Consider the following 15,006-nt stretch of genomic DNA (forward strand, 5'->3'; position numbering starts at 1 on the left):
GGCAGGTTGATACCCGGGCGCACCCTGTGCCAAACGTGAGCGTGCTGCGCAATACAGTCGCAGCATGAGCGACAACCCGTTCGACCCCGCGCTGTGGCAGCCCGTGCCCGGCTTCGAATTGACCGATATCACCTATCACCGGCACGTCGTCGACGGTGTCGCCCAGCCGACGGTGCGGGTGGCGTTCGACCGGCCGGAGGTGCGCAACGCGTTCCGTCCGCACACCGTGGACGAGCTGTACCGGGTGCTCGACCACGCCCGGATGTCCCCCGCCGTCGGGGTGATCCTGCTGACCGGCAACGGCCCGTCGCCCAAGGACGGCGGCTGGGCGTTCTGCTCGGGCGGCGACCAGCGCATCCGCGGCCGCAGCGGCTACCAGTACGCGGCCGGTGAGACCGCGGAGACGGTGGACCCCGCGCGGGCCGGCCGGCTGCACATCCTGGAGGTGCAGCGGCTCATCCGGTTCATGCCGAAGGTGGTCATCTGCCTGGTCAACGGGTGGGCGGCCGGCGGCGGACACAGCCTGCACGTGACCTGCGACCTCACCCTGGCCAGCCGCGAGCATGCCCGGTTCAAGCAGACCGACGCCGACGTCGGCAGCTTCGACGGCGGGTTCGGCAGCGCCTACCTGGCCCGGCAGACCGGCCAGAAGTTCGCCCGCGAGATCTTCTTCCTGGGCCGCGCCTACGATGCACAGACCATGTATCAGATGGGCGCGGTCAACGACGTGGTCGATCACGTGGATCTGGAGAAGACCGGCCTGCAGTGGGCCGCCGAGATCAACGGCAAGTCGCCGCAGGCCATCCGGATGCTGAAATTCGGTTTCAACCTGATCGACGACGGTCTGGTCGGCCAGCAGGTATTCGCCGGTGAGGCAACGCGTTTGGCGTACATGACCGACGAGGCGGTGGAGGGCCGCGACGCTTTCCTGGAAAAGCGCGACCCGGATTGGAGCCGGTTCCCGCGCTACTTCTAGATTGACTGGGTGGCCAAGAACCCCCTGCGTCGGCTGTCCGACGCCGTGCTGCTGACCAGCATGCGCCCGCCGCTGACCGAACACCTGCACCGCGGACCGGAGATCGAACTGCGCGGCAAGCGCATCCTGATCACCGGTGCGTCGTCCGGGATCGGTGAGGCGTCCGCGCGCAAACTCGCCGCGTGCGGGGCCAGCGTCATCGTGGTGGCCCGCCGCGCCGAGCTGCTGCAGGCCCTCACCGACGGCATCCGCGCCGACGGCGGCATCGCCGAAGCGGTCGCCGCCGACCTGTCCGATCTGGAGGCCGTCGACGCCGTCGCCGCGCAGGTGCTCGAAAGCCACGGCGGGATCGACATTCTGGTCAACAACGCCGGCCGGTCCATCCGGCGGCCGCTCATCGAATCGCTGGACCGCTGGCACGACCTGGAGCGCACGATGGCGCTGAACTACTACTCACCGCTGCGGCTGATGCGCGCGCTGGTGCCGGGGATGATCGCCCGCGGTGACGGCCACGTGATCAACGTGTCGACGTGGGGTGTGATGAACGAATCGTCACCGTTCTTCGGCGCGTACCAGGCGTCCAAGGCCGCGCTCACGGCGATCAGCCGGGTCGCCGAGACGGAATGGTCGGCCAAGGGCGTGCACACCACGACGCTGTTCTATCCGCTGGTGAAAACGCCGATGATCGAGCCCACCAAGGCTTTCGTGAACATGCCGGGCCTGTCGGCCGACGAGGCCGCCGACTGGATGGTGACGGCAGCACGCACCCGCCCGGTGCGCATCGCACCCCGGATGGCCGTGACCGCGAAGCTGCTCGACGGGGTGGCCCCCAGCCTGCTGGACGCCATCATGAAACGCGGGGTCTGACTTCACGGCGGGGTGATGCTGCGCGGGGCCAGCCCGAGCGAGCGGACGTGCTCGGCGATGGCACCCAGGTTGGTGGTCCATACATCGGTGTGCTCCACCACGTAGCGCATCAGGTCACCGAGTTCCACCGCGCGGGAAGGCCGCCCGGACAGGAACGGGTGGTTGGTCAGCACCCAGCAGGCACCGGCGTCGCGCAGCGCGTCGAATTCCAGCTGCCACAATTCCCTTGCCTTGCGCGGACTTTCGATCAGCCCGCTGCCGGAGATGTCGGGTAGATAGCAGTACTGCTCCCAGTCGTCGAGCGCCCACTGGATGGGGATTTCCACCAGCGAGGTCTCCCCCACCTCGAGCTCGTAAGGGTGGTCGGCGTCCATCAGGCTGGAGTCGTAGAGGAATCCGCGCTCGGCCAGCAGGCCCGGCGTGCGCCAGGACAGATCCCACATCGGCGCGCGGTACCCCACCGGGCGCACCCCGGCCACCTCGGCCAGCGCCTCCAATCCGCGGTCCAGGGCCTCGATCTCCTCCTCCAGGGTCAGCGCCGTGGGTTGTTCGTGCAGGTAGCCGTGGTGGGCGAGCTCGTGCCCGGCCGCGACGATGCTGCGCACCGCGTCCGGATATCGGTGTGCGGTGTGGCCCGGCACGAAGAAGGTCGCCGGGATCTGATGCCGCTCCAGCAGATCGAGGATGCGCGGCACCCCCACCAGCGGCCCGTACGCCTGATGCGATATCACGCTCATCCGGGCCGCGACGGCGTCGTTGCCCCACAACACCGCCGACTCGGCGTCCACGTCGAAGGTGAAGGCCGCCGCCGCGGACTTGCCGGCGGGCCAGGCAAATTTCCCGTCGCTTCGCTCGCCCCAGGACACGTCAGGAGAAGTCATCGGCCATCAAACTAACCAACTCGTAGGCCAGATTCGCGCCGGCCACGGCGGTCACCTCGCCGTTGTCGTAGGCGGGCGCGACCTCGACGACGTCGGCGGCGACGATGCGCAGACCGCGCATCGCCCGCAACACGGCGACCAGTTCGCGGCTGGTCATCCCGCCGATCTCGGGTGTCCCGGTGCCGGGCGCGAAGGCCGGGTCCAGCACGTCGATATCGATCGACACGTACACCGGGTGCTCGCCCACCCGGGTCAGGATGCGTTCGATGACGCCGTCGATGCCGATCCGGTCGACGTCGCGGCAGTGCACCACGGTGAAGCCGAGCGATTCGTCGTCCAGCAGGTCGGCTCGGTCGTACAACGATCCGCGGATCCCCACGTGCGCCGAGCGGTCCTTGACCAGCAGGCCCTGTTCGGCGGCCCGGCGGAACGGCGTGCCGTGCGTGCATGGCGCACCGAAATAGGTGTCCCAGGTATCCAGGTGGGCGTCGAAGTGCACCAGCGCCACCGGTCCGTGCACGGCGTGCACGGCCTGCAGCGCGGGCAGCGCGACGGTGTGATCACCGCCGAGCAGCACCACCCGCTGCCCGGGGCGCGCCAGCAGGTCGGTCAGCCCGTCGCGGATCTGGTCGACCGCCTCGGTGATGTCGAACGGGTTGGCCGAGATGTCGCCGGCGTCGACCACCTGCGCCCGCTCGAACGGGCTGATGTCCAGCGCCGGGTGGTAGGGCTTGAGCAGCCGGGAGGCCTGCCGGATGGCGGCGGGTCCGAACCGGGCACCCGGGCGGTAGGTGACGCCGCTGTCGAACGGCACACCGACGACGGCGATGTCGTGGTCGGGCAACTCGTGGCGTTGCGGTAACCGCGCGAAGGTGGCCAGCCCCGCGTAGCGCGGCACCACCTGCGCGTCCACCTGTCCGACCTTACCGGTGTGCGACCGCACGTAACGCTGTGTCATACCCTGCCCCTCGTGGATCCCCCGTTGCAGGAAATCACCTGTCCGACAACCGCTTCCATGTCAAAATCGGTCAACAATCGCACCGCCTCGGCGACCTCGTCCGCGGTTCCGATGCGACCCAACGGGATCGAGCGCGCATACCGCGCCTGCACGGTCGCCAGGTCGACGCCGGCCGCGTCGGCGTCGACGCGCAGCTGCGGGGTGTCGATCACCCCGGGGGCCACCGCGTTGACGATGATCCGCTCCGGGGCCAGTTCCCGGCCCAGCGTCTTCACCAGCGCAATGAGCCCGGACTTCGACGCGGCGTACGCGGTGGCCTGCGGCCAGCCGGTGACACCCCATTCGCTGCTGATCACCACGATGCGTCCCGCCCCCAGCCGTCGCATATGCGGCAGCACGGCCTGTACCAGGTGGAAGGTGCCGCCGAGGTTGGTGTCCACGACGCGCCACCAGTCCCGTTCGTCGTGCTCCAGCAGCGGGGCCATGGTCATGTACGCGTGGTTGGCCACCAGGATGTCGAGGCGCCCGCTCGCCGCGACGACCGTGTCGGCGATCCGCGTACAGATGCCCGGATCGGCGACATCGCCCGGTGCGGTCAACCCACCGATCTCGGTGGCCAGTGCGTCCAGCCCCGCACTGGGCCGAATATCGTTGACGGCCACCGTCGCCCCGGCCGCGGCCAGCCGCCGGGCGTGGGCGGCACCCATGCCCTGCGCGGCGCCGGTGACCAGGGCGACCCGCCCGGTCAGGCCGCTCATATCACCGCCCCCGAATTCACGTTCAGCACGTCACCGGTGCTGAAGCCGGCGTCGCAGACCAGGTATTCCACGCAGCGGGCCACCTCGGCCGGGGCGGTGAGCCGGCGCAGGGGCAGCGTCGCGAGGTATTCCGGTGCGCGCCAGGGGGAATCGGGCGCCAGCAGCGGGGTGTCGGTGGGTCCCGGCGCGACGGCGTTCACGCGGACGCCGCGGTCGGCCACCTCCGCGGCCAGGCTGCGCACCAGGCCGAGGATCGCACCCTTGGCCGCGGCGTAGTGCGCGTCGTGTTCGCCGCCGCCGACGGCCAGTTCGCTGGATACCGCGACCACCGCGCCGGATCCGCGGTCCAGCATGTCGGGCAGGCAGGCCCGGGTGGCGTGGAACAATCCGCCGAGATGCACCCGCAGCATGCGCCGCCAGGCCTGGGTGTCGATCTCGGCGACGGGAGCCATCTCGTAATGCCCGGCCGAGGTCACCAGCGCGGTGATCGGGCCCAGCGTGCGGCGGATTTCGGCGACGGCGCCGCCGACGGCGGGACCGTCGGAGACGTCCACCGCGACAACGTGATCGGCGTCGGCGTCGGCGCGCAAATCCAGCGCCGCGACCCGGTAGCCCCGCCCGCGCAGCGCCGCGACGACGGCCGCGCCGATACCGCTGGCGCCGCCGGTGACCACCGCCACCGGCCGCTCAGGCACGGGCGGTCTCGAGTTCCTCGGCGACCTCGGCGCCCACGATGCGGCCCCGCACCCCGACCAGGATCGCGATGCCGACGGCCAGCACCACCGCCACGCCGATCCACACCGACCAGTCCAGGTACCGCTGGTCGTACACCGGGCGCGGCCAGGAGATGTTGAGCATCTGCAGCACCGCCCACACCGCGGCCAGCACGGCCACCGGGACGGTGGCCCTGCCGAGGGAGAACGCACCATCGCTCCATTGCCTGCGCGCCAGCACCACCACGAATCCGATGAGCGGGAACAGGAATGCCAGGTAGAACCCGCCGGTGGTGAAGTTGACCATCAGGGAGTAGATGTCACCGGCGACGATGCTCAAACCGAACAGCGCGCCGCCGACGACGGTGGTGACCAGGATGGCCAGTACCGGGATTCGGGCGCTGCCGCGCAGCCGGGCCAGTGCGGTGGCCGCGGGTAGCGCGCCGTCGCGGGCGTACGCCCAGATCACCCGGGACGCCGAGGTCTGCAGCGCCAGGAAGCTCGCGATGAACCCGATCACGAACAGCACCTCGACCGGTTTGGCGATGCCGTGACCCAAAGCGGCGGTCAGGGTTTCGTAGACAGGGTCGGCCACCGAACCGGCCGCCACGGCATCCAGGTCCGGGATGGCCAGGATGATCGCCAGGCTGGAGTAGGCCACCACCAACGCGATGAACGTCAGCGAGAACAGCACCGCCTTGGGCAGGTAGCGCCGCGGTTGGTGCACCTCCTCGGCGATGGCGCCGGCGCTCTCGAACCCGACGAAGGAGAACCCGATGAACGCCACCGCGATCAGGAACGGTCCGCTCAGATACGCCCAGGCGCCGGTGTCCGGGCCGCCGCCGTCGAACAGCACCGAGATCGAGTTCTGCCGGTGGAACAGCAACAGCCAGGTACCCAGCCCGACCGAGCCGATCACCTCGGCCACGATGCTGGCGGTCATGAACACCTTCAGCGCGCCCCGGCCGATCAGGTTGATCGCCGTCCCACCGACCAGGATCACCAGCGCGATCACGGCCCGCAGTCCACCCGAAGGGGCCTCCACGCCGGCGATGTTCGCCACGAAACCGGCCGCGCCGAGCGCGACCGTGGCCATCGCGATCACCAGCGTCCACATGTACACCCAGCCCGCCAGCCAGCCGTAGCTGGTGCCGAGCAGCCGCCGCGACCATTGGTAGATGGATCCCTCCAGCGGCCAGCGTGACACCAGCATCGCGAAGACCAGCGCGACCAGCAGCTGGCCGCCGAACACCAGCGCGAAACCCCACCAGAAGCTGGGGCCGGCGGCAGCCAGTGCCAGGCCGAAAATGCCGTAGAGGGCGACGATCGGCGAGATGAAGGCGAACGCGAAGGCGAAGGCCGACCACAGGGAGAATTCGCGCCGCAGGACGTGCGGCTCGTCGGTGCCGGGTGCCGAGCCGGGTGTTGACATGTGCTGCTCCTCAGGACGTGTTGGACGAACTATCAACCCCGGCCCGGGCACGCACCAGAGTTCGCGGCGAACACGCTGCAAGTGCACCACCGGCACCCGATCGCATTGGGCGATCGCACAAAGGCCGCCGGGCGGTGATGTGACGCCGGCGTTACGCTCGGCTGATGCCGGACCCGACTGTGCGCGACCTGCTCGGTTCGGTGCTCGGGCTGAGCGCCCGCGACGACGCCGGCGGCGACCTGGACCGGCCCATCAGCTGGGCGCACACCACCGAGCTCCGGGACCCGTCGCGCTATCTGCGTGGTGGGGAGCTGGTGTGCACGGTGGGGATCAGCCTGCAGACACCCCAGGACTGCGCGGACTTCGTCGGCGCATTGTGCGCCGCGGGCGCGTCCGGGCTGTGCTTCGGTATCGGTGATGTGCACGAGGCCGTCCCCGACGGGCTGACCGCGGCGTGCCGGCGGCAGGGACTGGCCCTGCTGGTGGCACCACCGGCGGTGCCGTTCGCGGCGCTGAGCCGGTTCGTCGCGGACTTCCGGATGGGCGGCGAGATAGCGGTTGCCCGTGCGACCAACAGTCTTGTCCCGGAACTGCTTTCGTCGCAGCGCCGGGGCGAGACGGTACGCCAGCTGCTGGATCGGGCCGGGGCGGTGCTCGGTGGCTACTTCGTGCTGGACGCCGACGAGACCGTCGCGGTGGAGGGCGTGGGCAGCCTGTCGTGGGTGGGAAGCGGTCGGGCGCCGGAACCGGCGGTTGTGGAGATGATCACCCGTTTCGCGCAGGCGGCACAGGGCGATCGGGACATCGAGTCGGCGCTGTCCCGGGAACGGGTCGGACAGCTGCTGTCGCTGGTGGAGCGGCGCATGCTGCTGCCCGATGCGCTGGGCCAGCTGCTGGACTGGCCCGGCCTGTCCGCACCGGAGCTGGGGTGTTCGGCCTGGCCCGCGGGCGCGGGCGCGGTGCTGTCCATGACGTTTCCGACCGCGTTGGTGGGCGATGCCCCGGACGTGTGCCTGGTGCTGACCCCCGGCGGTGAGGGGTTCCGCCGGGCGGCCGCCGAACTCTCACTGCCGTCGGGTCATTCTGCGGCATCGCCGTTGATCGAACTCGGCTCGGCCATCACCCAGGCGCGGATCGCGCTGGACATGGCGCGCCAGCACGGCGGCAGCGTCGGGCCCGACCAGCTGAGCACGTTCGGCAGCCTGCTGGAGGGCCTCCCGTCGAATCGGCTGGCCCCGTTCAAGGATCAGCTCATCGATCCGTTGGCCGACATGGACCGCGACCGCGGCACCCAACACGTACGCACCCTGCGAACCTTCTTGGCCACCAACGGGTCCGTCATCGACACCGCACGCCAGTTGTTCCTGCACACCAACACCGTGCGGCACCGGCTGGGACGCATCCAGGAGCTGACCGGGCGCGACCCGATGAACCTGGGCGACCTGGCCGCCTTCGCCATCGGATTACAGGCCAGCGACCGCTCCCGGCGCCGACCGGACTGATCGGGAACTTAGGTTAGCCTGTCATACTCGACCGCGTGTCCGACTACGCGATCCACCTGGAAGACGTCACCAAACGCTTCGGCGACAAGCAGGCACTGCGGGGCGTGACGTTCACCATGCGGGCAGGCACGGTGCTCGGCGTGCTGGGACCCAACGGGGCGGGCAAGACCACGACGATCAATGTGCTCTCCACCCTGATCCGACCCACCTCCGGCCGGGCCACCGTCGCCGGGTTCGACGTGGTGCGCCAGGCCGCCGACGTCCGCAAGCACATCGGGCTGACGGGCCAGTACGCCGCCATCGACGCGATGCTCACCGGCCGGGAGAACCTCATCCTGTTCGCCGAACTCAACGGGCTCAGCCGGGCCAAGGCCCGCGCACGGGCCGATGAGCTGCTGTCCGCATTCAGCCTCACCGATGCCGCCGACCGCCGCGTCGGCACCTATTCCGGCGGCATGCGCCGCCGCGCCGACATCGCCTGTGGACTGGTCGCCGCGCCGGCGGTGGTGTTCCTGGACGAGCCGACCACCGGCCTGGATCCGCGCAGCCGGCGGGAGGTGTGGGATCTGGTCGGTTCGCTGACCGCCGCGGGCACCAGCGTGCTGCTGACCACTCAGTACCTAGAAGAGGCCGACGCCCTTTCGGATTCGATCGTCGTCATCGACCACGGCCGGGTCATCGCCGAGGGCACCGCCGACGAACTCAAGCACCGCGTCGGCGCCACGGTGTGCCAGGTCACCCCGGTCCGGCCGGCCGACGGTCCGCGCATCGCGGCCGCGCTGGCCGGTATCGCCGGCGCTGCCCCCGATATGAAAGCCGACCCGGACACCGGCACCCTGTCGCTGCCCGCACCCGACGGGCTGGCCACGTTGAGCGAGGTGTTCCGCCGCATCGAGACGCTCGACATCGAGGTCGCCGATATCGCGCTGCGCAAGCCGTCCTTGGACGAGGTGTTCTTCGAACTGACCGGGTCACCGGCGTGACGGCCCTGGGCACTTTGACCCGGCGCTCGGTGCTGGGCACCCTGCGCGACGGCGACCTGGTGTTCGCGATCGGCGGACCGGTCGCGTTCTTCGTGTGCTTCGACATCACCCTGCGCAATGTCATCCAGACCGATGCGATGAGCTACCCGCAGTACATCCTGCCCGTCATCGTGGTGCAGGCCATGATCTTCACCGCGATGACCACGGCCGACCGCGCCGCCCGGGATCACCTGAGCGGCATGGGGATCCGGATGCGTTCGCTGCCCATCACGGCGCTGGCACCGGTGACCGCGCGCATGCTGTCATCGCTGCTGCGCGCCGTCGCGGCACTGACCGCGGCGCTGGTGGTTGGGTTCGCGTTCGGGTTCGGGTTCCACGGCGGGATGCTGGACCTGTTGGCCTTCCTCGGCCTGGCCCTGCTGCTGTCGCTGGCGCTGTCCCTGGGTGCCGACGCGATGGGTTCGATCGCCGGCAGCACCGAGGCGGCCGGACAGACCCTGCTGGTCCCCCAGCTGCTGCTGGTGATGCTGTCCACCGGAATCGCACCGGCACAATCGTTTCCGTCCTGGCTCGGACCGTTCGTACGCAATCAGCCGGTATCGGTGATCGCCGACACCCTGCGCGGGCTGGCGTTGGGTGAGCACGTCCGCGTCGGCACCAGCGCCGCCTGGTGCGTGGGCCTGTTGGTGGTGTTCGGCGCGATCGCCGTCCGGGTGCAGAGAAGAGCAACATGATTCGTCAATCCCGCCTGCACGCCCGTCGGCTGCTGCTGGGCTGGCAGCGCGCGCCGGTGGTGCTCATCCAGTCGCTGATCTTCCCGACCTTCCTGCTCATCGTGTACTCGCTGGTGGTCGGCAAATCGGTGCTGCACCTGACCGGATCCAGCAGCCTGTACGGCCTGGTGCCGATGTGCGCGGTGGCCGGCGCGCTGTTCGGCGCGATGGGCACCGGGGCGGCGATACCCGACGAGCGGGAGGCCGGACTGCTGAGCCGGTTGTGGGCGCTGCCCGTGCACCGGGCCAGTGCGCTGGTCGGGCGGCTGCTCGCGGAGAGCGCCCGCGCGCTGGCCGGCGCGGTGGTGCTCACCGCGGTCGGGGTGGCGATGGGGCTGCGATTCACCCAGGGCTGGGCGGGCGCAATGGGATTCGTGCTCGTCCCGGTATTGATGGTGATCGGCTTCTCGACGGTCATCGTGGCGGTGGCGGTGCAATCGGCCGGTAAGAACATCATCACCGGGCTGTCGACGGTGTGTTTCTTGCTGTTGTTCTTCAACTCCGGCATGGTGCCGGTCGACGTGTTCCCCGGCTGGGTACAACCGATCGTGCGGGCCCAACCGATGTCACCGGCCATCGAGGCGATGCGTGGGCTGGCCGGCGGCGGACCGGTGCTGTGGCCGGTGCTGCAATCGGTGGCCTGGGTGGCGGGGCTCATCGCGGTGTTCGGCCCGATCGCCGTGCGCGGGTACCGGCTCGCCGCCGAGAATCCGTGATAGACACGGTGCATGGAAATCCTGGCCAGCCGGATGCTCATCAGGCCGGCGGACTATCCGAAATCCGTGGCGTTCTACCGCGATCAGATCGGGCTGGCCATCGCCCGTGAATACAACGGGGGCACCGTGTTCTACGCCGGCCAGTCGCTGCTGGAGCTGGCCGGCCACGGTGAGCCGTCCGCCGCCGGGATGCCGGTGGGGCGAGCGGAGCGACGGGATGTGGCGGTGGGGCGAGCGGAGCGACGGGATATTGCGGTGGGGCGAGCGGAGCGACGGGATGTGGCACTGTGGCTGCAGGTCCGCGATGTCGGCGCCGCGCAAACGGAGCTGGCGGGCCGCGGGGTGACCATCGCCAGGCCCGCGCGGGAGGAGCCCTGGGGCCTGCACGAAATGCACGTCACCGATCCGGACGGCATACTGCTGATCTTCGTCGAGGTGCCACCCACCCATCCGCTGCGCCGCGACGTCCGTGACTGAGAGGAAAACCCGTGCCCGAGACCAAGATCACCGTCATCTACGACAACCCCACCGATCCCGCCGCGTTCGAGAGCGCTTACCCCGCCGAACAATTGGAGGCCGCCCGGCGCATCCCGGGATATGTGCGGTTCGAGGCGTCCAAGGTGTGGCCGAAGGAGGACGGTAGCCCGACCCCGGCCTACCGGTCGATCGACCTCTACTACCCCGACTACGACGCCGCCAGTGCCGCCGTCACCACGCCCGAGGCCGGCGAGTTCTTCGCCGCGATGGCCCGGCTGTCCACCGGCGGTGTACGGGTGTTGTTCTCCGAGATCGAGATCCCGCAGTTCTGAACGGCTCTGTACGACAACACCCCCGGTCCGATGGGCCGGGGGTGTTGTCCATAGCGAGCCGCCTATCGAGCCGGAGCCGCCAGCGGCCACCCGACCGATGCCAGCCGCGAGGCGACCTGGTGGATCTCCTCCGGGTTGGGTTCCTTCTCGATGATGGCCTCGACGGCGGCGCGGATCTCGGCCTCGGTGACCGTCTCGGCGTCACTGGACCGGAGGATGGACTGCGCGGCCGTGACGACCTCTTCCTCGGTCAGCGATCGCTTGAGCAGGGCCAGCAACGGGAAGTAATCCTTGGGCGGCACGCCCTCCGGGTAGCCCGCGCGCAACCAGTGCAGGACGCTGTCGAACGCGTTGGTATCGGTCATCGTCGGCTCACTTACCCGGGATGAACGGGACGGGGTTGAAACCGAAGTGGTGGATGATGGTGGCCTTGGTGATCCACAGGATGCCGATCAGCACCACCACCCCGACGAGGCCGAACAGCAGCAGGCCGAGCGCCCGCAGCGCCGGGTTGGGAGCCTGCGCGGTGCCGTCGTTGTTGGTGCCACCAGATCCGCCGGAGAAGGCCACCAGCCCGGTGGCGAACAGGGCGGGCAGGCCGGCGCCGAGGATGAGTCCCACCACCAGCACCTTGAGGATTGCCTCTACGTAAGTCATTGCGTCACATTCCTTCTCGTCGCGTCGCGATCAGACGGTGGCCGTGTCGGGGCGGGCCTCGCGCACCTCGGCCGGCACCACGGAGTTGGTCGACTCGTCCCAGTCGGCGTTGACGTTGTTGTGGTCCACCTTCTGCTGCTGGGCGCGCCAGTACATGTAGCCCGACAGCGCCACCAGGATGACGAAGATGACGCCATCGCCGACGAGCTGGGATCCGGTCGCCGACTTGAGCCCGAAGGACAGCCAGTAGGACAGGGCGCCCACCAGCGCGGCGGCGGGCAGGGTGATCAGCCAGGCCATGGCCATCCGGCCCGCGACGGCCCAGCGCACCTCGGCGCCCGGCTTGCCGACACCGCTGCCGAGGATCGAGCCGGTGGCGACATGGGTCGTGGACAGCGCCATCCCGGCGGCCGAGGAGCTCAGGATGATGGCAGCCGACGAGGCCTCGGCGGCCAGGCCCTGCGGCGACTCGATCTCGACCAGGCCCTTACCCAGCGTGCGGATGACGCGCCAGCCCCCGATGTAGGTGCCGAGCCCGATGGCCAGGGCGCAGGACGCGATGATCCAGAACGGCAGGCCGTCCTTCTTCACGTCGCCGGTCAGGTGGCCGGTGGTGATGAGCGCCAGGGCGATGACGCCCATGGTCTTCTGCGCGTCGTTGGTGCCGTGCGACAGCGCAACCAGCGACGCGGTGGCGATCTGGCCCCAGCGGAAGCCGTCTTCGCGGCGCTTCTTCATGACGTTGCGGGTGATTCGGTAGACCAGCCAGGTACCGACGGCGGCGACCAGGCCGGCGATGAACGGGGCGGCCAGCGCGGGGATGATCACCTTCTGGAACACACCGGGCCAGTTGACACCCGCGAGGCCGAGCGCGGCCAGGCCGGCACCGATCAGACCGCCGAAGAGCGCATGCGACGAGCTGGACGGGATGCCGAACAACCAGGTGAGCAGGTTCCACAGGATGCCGCCGATGAGCCCGGCGAAGATGATGGTCAACCCCATCGACGCGTCGATGCCCGACAGCAGATGTCCGGTCTTGCTGTCCTGCACCTTGAGCACCGATGTGGTGACGGTGACGGCCACCTCGACCGAGAGGAAAGCGCCGACCAGGTTGAGGACACCGGCCAGGATCACGGCGGTCTTGGGCTTCAGTGCACCGGTGGCGATCGACGTCGCCATCGCATTTCCGGTGTCGTGAAATCCGTTGGTGAAGTCGAAGGCCAGCGCTGTTCCAATCAACAGCACCAGGATGATCATCTCTGCGCTCATGGCGCTAATTCTGGGGTAACGCCAGCCCGTTTGACCAGCGGGTAGGACGCCTATCAATATGGTCTGACCAGGCGATTTCACACCGCCCTACAGGAGTTCACCGAGTGTTCATCCAGGCGCCCCGGTGCGTTCTCCTGGGAACGGACATGGCTGCTGATTTGTCTCCCGACGACGGAAGCAGCCCGTGATCGCGGGCACTACCATCGATGCGACTCCAGGGAGGAGGACGAGCGGTGAACGCATTTCTCGCAAAGATCGTAGCGTGGCTCAATGCCGGCTATCCCGAAGGTGTTCCGGGTCCGGATCGCGTGCCGTTGATGGCGCTGCTCACCCGCCGCCTCAGCAACGACGAGGTCAAGGCCGTCGCACAGGACCTGATCGACCGCGGCGAATTCGACCACATCGACATCGGCGTGCTGATCACCCAGATCACCGACGAGCTGCCCCGCGAAGAAGACGTGGAGCGGGTGCGCCATCGGCTGGCCGCCAAGGGCTGGCCGCTCGACGACCCACGGGACACCGATCCGGCCGACGACGAGGAGACCCCATAACCGTCCTGCGCCCGCTGCCCGTCGAGCCCGGCGCGGCGGCACTGTCGGCGCTGCCCACGATCGAGGCAGTGCTCGCCGGGCAGCCCGGTGACGGGCGTCCGGCGCTGCTGCCGGTTCCCTCCGACGACCCCCGCCAGGCCGCCCTGCTGACCGCTGCCCTGCGGGCGGGCGAACCCGTCGGTGACGACATCGCGGTGGTGGTGCCGACGTCCGGCACCACCGGAATCCCCAAGGGCGCCATGCTGTCGGCCACCGCGCTGACCGCCAGCGCACACGCCACCCATGACCGCCTCGGCGGCCCCGGCCACTGGCTGCTGGCGCTACCCGCCCATCACATCGCCGGGTTGCAGGTGCTGGTCCGCAGCGTACTGGCCGGCACCACGCCGGTGGCGATCCCGGCGAGCTTCACCGCGACCGAGGTGGTTTCGGCGGTCGCCACGATGGGATCCGGCCGGCGCTACGCCGCACTGGTGGCCGCGCAACTGGTCAAGCTGCTCGTCGAGCCGGCCGCCGTGGCGGCCCTGGCGCACCTGGACGCGGTGCTGATCGGTGGTGGCCCGATGCCGGCGGGGGTCGGCGAACGGGCGGCCGCCGCCGGGATCCGGGTGGTGCGGACCTACGGCATGAGCGAGACCGCCGGCGGATGCGTGTACGACGGACGGGCACTGGACGGTGTGCGGGTGCGCATCGACGACGGCCGGGTGGTGCTGGGCGGGGCCATGGTGGCCGACGGCTACCGCAACCCGGTGACCCCCGACCCCTTCGCCGAACGGGGCTGGTTCCGCACCGACGACCTCGGTGCGCTCGACGGTTCCGGGGCGCTGTCGATCCTCGGCCGGGTCGACGACGCCATCAGCACCGGCGGGCTCACCGTGTTGCCGCAACTGGTGGAAAACGCCCTGGCCGGCCATCCGGCGGTGGCCGAGTGTGCCGTATTCGGGGTTCCCGACGCTCGGCTGGGCCAGCGGGTGGCCGCGGCCATCGTCGCGGTGCCCGGTGCCGCGGTACCGGCCCTGGCCGAGATCCGTGCCCTGGTCGCGCAGACGCTGGAGGTGACCGCCGCACCGCGCGAGATCCATGTCGTCGACGCGCTGCCGCGGCGCGGTATCGGCAAGCTGGACCGAAAAGCGCTTTCCCGGCGGTTCGGTGACACCGCATGAT

At 69.6% G+C, this 15,006-nt stretch carries 18 protein-coding genes; 10 read left to right on the top strand and 8 right to left on the bottom strand.

The window, feature by feature from the left end:
- Nucleotides 1-64: 64 nt before the first annotated feature.
- Both AWB94_RS27895 and AWB94_RS27900 read left to right on the top strand, forming a co-directional pair.
- Nucleotides 65-976 carry a 1,4-dihydroxy-2-naphthoyl-CoA synthase gene (locus tag AWB94_RS27895; protein ID WP_062658465.1) on the top strand — a complete coding sequence of 304 codons (912 nt, stop codon included), beginning with the start codon at nt 65-67 and terminating at the stop codon, nt 974-976.
- A gap of 9 nt (nt 977-985) precedes the next feature.
- A complete protein-coding gene (locus AWB94_RS27900; RefSeq protein WP_062658466.1) occupies nt 986-1,843 on the top strand; it encodes an SDR family oxidoreductase in 858 nt (285 codons plus the stop codon).
- 2 nt (nt 1,844-1,845) lie between these two features.
- Here the strand turns inward: AWB94_RS27900 and AWB94_RS27905 are convergent, their stop codons facing one another.
- The 5 genes from AWB94_RS27905 to AWB94_RS27925 are packed head-to-tail and all read right to left on the bottom strand — an operon-like array spanning nt 1,846 to nt 6,585.
- Nucleotides 1,846-2,724: a polysaccharide deacetylase family protein gene (locus AWB94_RS27905; RefSeq protein ID WP_062658467.1), complete on the bottom strand. Its 879-nt coding sequence runs from the start codon at nt 2,722-2,724 to the stop codon at nt 1,846-1,848.
- Entirely contained in the window at nt 2,711-3,682 is a 972-nt protein-coding gene (gene speB, locus AWB94_RS27910; RefSeq protein ID WP_062658468.1) for an agmatinase, read from the bottom strand. The genes AWB94_RS27905 and speB overlap by 14 nt, the downstream gene beginning before the upstream one ends.
- A complete protein-coding gene (locus AWB94_RS27915) occupies nt 3,679-4,440 on the bottom strand; it encodes an SDR family NAD(P)-dependent oxidoreductase (RefSeq protein WP_062658469.1) in 762 nt (253 codons plus the stop codon). Before AWB94_RS27915 ends, speB begins: the two co-directional genes overlap by 4 nt.
- Entirely contained in the window at nt 4,437-5,135 is a 699-nt protein-coding gene (locus AWB94_RS27920; RefSeq protein WP_062658470.1) for an SDR family NAD(P)-dependent oxidoreductase, read from the bottom strand. Before AWB94_RS27920 ends, AWB94_RS27915 begins: the two co-directional genes overlap by 4 nt.
- The gene (locus AWB94_RS27925; protein WP_062658471.1) at nt 5,128-6,585 is read right to left on the bottom strand and encodes an APC family permease; all 1,458 of its coding nucleotides are present in this window, start codon (nt 6,583-6,585) and stop codon (nt 5,128-5,130) included. Before AWB94_RS27925 ends, AWB94_RS27920 begins: the two co-directional genes overlap by 8 nt.
- Nucleotides 6,586-6,749: 164 nt before the next feature.
- Between AWB94_RS27925 and AWB94_RS27930 the strand changes: the two genes are divergently transcribed.
- From AWB94_RS27930 to AWB94_RS27950, 6 genes are read left to right on the top strand one after another with little or no spacing between them, the layout of a single operon-like run.
- The gene (locus AWB94_RS27930) at nt 6,750-8,087 is read left to right on the top strand and encodes a PucR family transcriptional regulator (protein WP_062658472.1); all 1,338 of its coding nucleotides are present in this window, start codon (nt 6,750-6,752) and stop codon (nt 8,085-8,087) included.
- 35 nt (nt 8,088-8,122) lie between these two features.
- Complete coding sequence (locus AWB94_RS27935) at nt 8,123-9,070, top strand: daunorubicin/doxorubicin resistance ABC transporter ATP-binding protein DrrA (RefSeq protein ID WP_062658473.1); 948 nt, start codon at nt 8,123-8,125, stop codon at nt 9,068-9,070.
- Nucleotides 9,067-9,804 (top strand): ABC transporter permease, encoded by a 738-nt coding sequence (locus tag AWB94_RS35285; RefSeq protein ID WP_062658474.1) that lies wholly within the window; start codon nt 9,067-9,069, stop codon nt 9,802-9,804. Before AWB94_RS27935 ends, AWB94_RS35285 begins: the two co-directional genes overlap by 4 nt.
- The gene (locus AWB94_RS35290; protein WP_062658475.1) at nt 9,801-10,559 is read left to right on the top strand and encodes an ABC transporter permease; all 759 of its coding nucleotides are present in this window, start codon (nt 9,801-9,803) and stop codon (nt 10,557-10,559) included. Before AWB94_RS35285 ends, AWB94_RS35290 begins: the two co-directional genes overlap by 4 nt.
- 12 nt (nt 10,560-10,571) lie before the next feature.
- Nucleotides 10,572-11,036 (top strand): VOC family protein, encoded by a 465-nt coding sequence (locus AWB94_RS27945; protein ID WP_062658476.1) that lies wholly within the window; start codon nt 10,572-10,574, stop codon nt 11,034-11,036.
- 11 nt (nt 11,037-11,047) lie between these two features.
- Entirely contained in the window at nt 11,048-11,368 is a 321-nt protein-coding gene (locus AWB94_RS27950) for an EthD family reductase (RefSeq protein ID WP_062658477.1), read from the top strand.
- 62 nt (nt 11,369-11,430) lie between these two features.
- Here AWB94_RS27950 and AWB94_RS27955 read toward each other — a convergent pair whose 3' ends face one another.
- The 3 genes from AWB94_RS27955 to AWB94_RS27965 are packed head-to-tail and all read right to left on the bottom strand — an operon-like array spanning nt 11,431 to nt 13,294.
- Entirely contained in the window at nt 11,431-11,733 is a 303-nt protein-coding gene (locus tag AWB94_RS27955; RefSeq protein ID WP_062658478.1) for a DUF3349 domain-containing protein, read from the bottom strand.
- Between the two features lie 7 nt (nt 11,734-11,740).
- Nucleotides 11,741-12,025: a hypothetical protein gene (locus AWB94_RS27960; protein ID WP_062658479.1), complete on the bottom strand. Its 285-nt coding sequence runs from the start codon at nt 12,023-12,025 to the stop codon at nt 11,741-11,743.
- A 30-nt stretch (nt 12,026-12,055) separates the two neighbouring features.
- Nucleotides 12,056-13,294, bottom strand: a complete 1,239-nt coding sequence (locus AWB94_RS27965; protein WP_062658480.1) for an inorganic phosphate transporter — start codon at nt 13,292-13,294, stop codon at nt 12,056-12,058.
- A gap of 233 nt (nt 13,295-13,527) precedes the next feature.
- Between AWB94_RS27965 and AWB94_RS27970 the strand changes: the two genes are divergently transcribed.
- Both AWB94_RS27970 and menE read left to right on the top strand, forming a co-directional pair.
- Nucleotides 13,528-13,845, top strand: coding sequence for a DUF3349 domain-containing protein (locus tag AWB94_RS27970; protein ID WP_062658481.1), 318 nt, complete (start codon nt 13,528-13,530; stop codon nt 13,843-13,845).
- Nucleotides 13,842-15,005, top strand: coding sequence for an o-succinylbenzoate--CoA ligase (gene menE, locus AWB94_RS27975; protein ID WP_084395386.1), 1,164 nt, complete (start codon nt 13,842-13,844; stop codon nt 15,003-15,005). Before AWB94_RS27970 ends, menE begins: the two co-directional genes overlap by 4 nt.
- Nucleotide 15,006 lies beyond the last annotated feature (1 nt).

Source organism: Mycolicibacterium canariasense, from assembly GCF_002101555.1.
Taxonomy (GTDB): domain Bacteria; phylum Actinomycetota; class Actinomycetes; order Mycobacteriales; family Mycobacteriaceae; genus Mycobacterium; species Mycobacterium canariasense.

What these genes read in the sequence shown, in the direction of transcription:
- AWB94_RS27915 (WP_062658469.1), bottom strand. Translation starts at nt 4,440, where the DNA reads ATGAGCGGCCTGACCGGGCGGGTCGCCCTGGTCACCGGCGCCGCGCAG.
- AWB94_RS27925 (WP_062658471.1), bottom strand. Translation starts at nt 6,585, where the DNA reads ATGTCAACACCCGGCTCGGCACCCGGCACCGACGAGCCGCACGTCCTG.
- AWB94_RS27945 (WP_062658476.1), top strand. Translation starts at nt 10,572, where the DNA reads ATGGAAATCCTGGCCAGCCGGATGCTCATCAGGCCGGCGGACTATCCG.
- AWB94_RS35290 (WP_062658475.1), top strand. Translation starts at nt 9,801, where the DNA reads ATGATTCGTCAATCCCGCCTGCACGCCCGTCGGCTGCTGCTGGGCTGG.
- AWB94_RS27955 (WP_062658478.1), bottom strand. Translation starts at nt 11,733, where the DNA reads ATGACCGATACCAACGCGTTCGACAGCGTCCTGCACTGGTTGCGCGCG.
- AWB94_RS27905 (WP_062658467.1), bottom strand. Translation starts at nt 2,724, where the DNA reads ATGACTTCTCCTGACGTGTCCTGGGGCGAGCGAAGCGACGGGAAATTT.
- AWB94_RS27965 (WP_062658480.1), bottom strand. Translation starts at nt 13,294, where the DNA reads ATGAGCGCAGAGATGATCATCCTGGTGCTGTTGATTGGAACAGCGCTG.
- speB (WP_062658468.1), bottom strand. Translation starts at nt 3,682, where the DNA reads ATGACACAGCGTTACGTGCGGTCGCACACCGGTAAGGTCGGACAGGTG.
- AWB94_RS27960 (WP_062658479.1), bottom strand. Translation starts at nt 12,025, where the DNA reads ATGACTTACGTAGAGGCAATCCTCAAGGTGCTGGTGGTGGGACTCATC.
- AWB94_RS27895 (WP_062658465.1), top strand. Translation starts at nt 65, where the DNA reads ATGAGCGACAACCCGTTCGACCCCGCGCTGTGGCAGCCCGTGCCCGGC.
- AWB94_RS27930 (WP_062658472.1), top strand. Translation starts at nt 6,750, where the DNA reads ATGCCGGACCCGACTGTGCGCGACCTGCTCGGTTCGGTGCTCGGGCTG.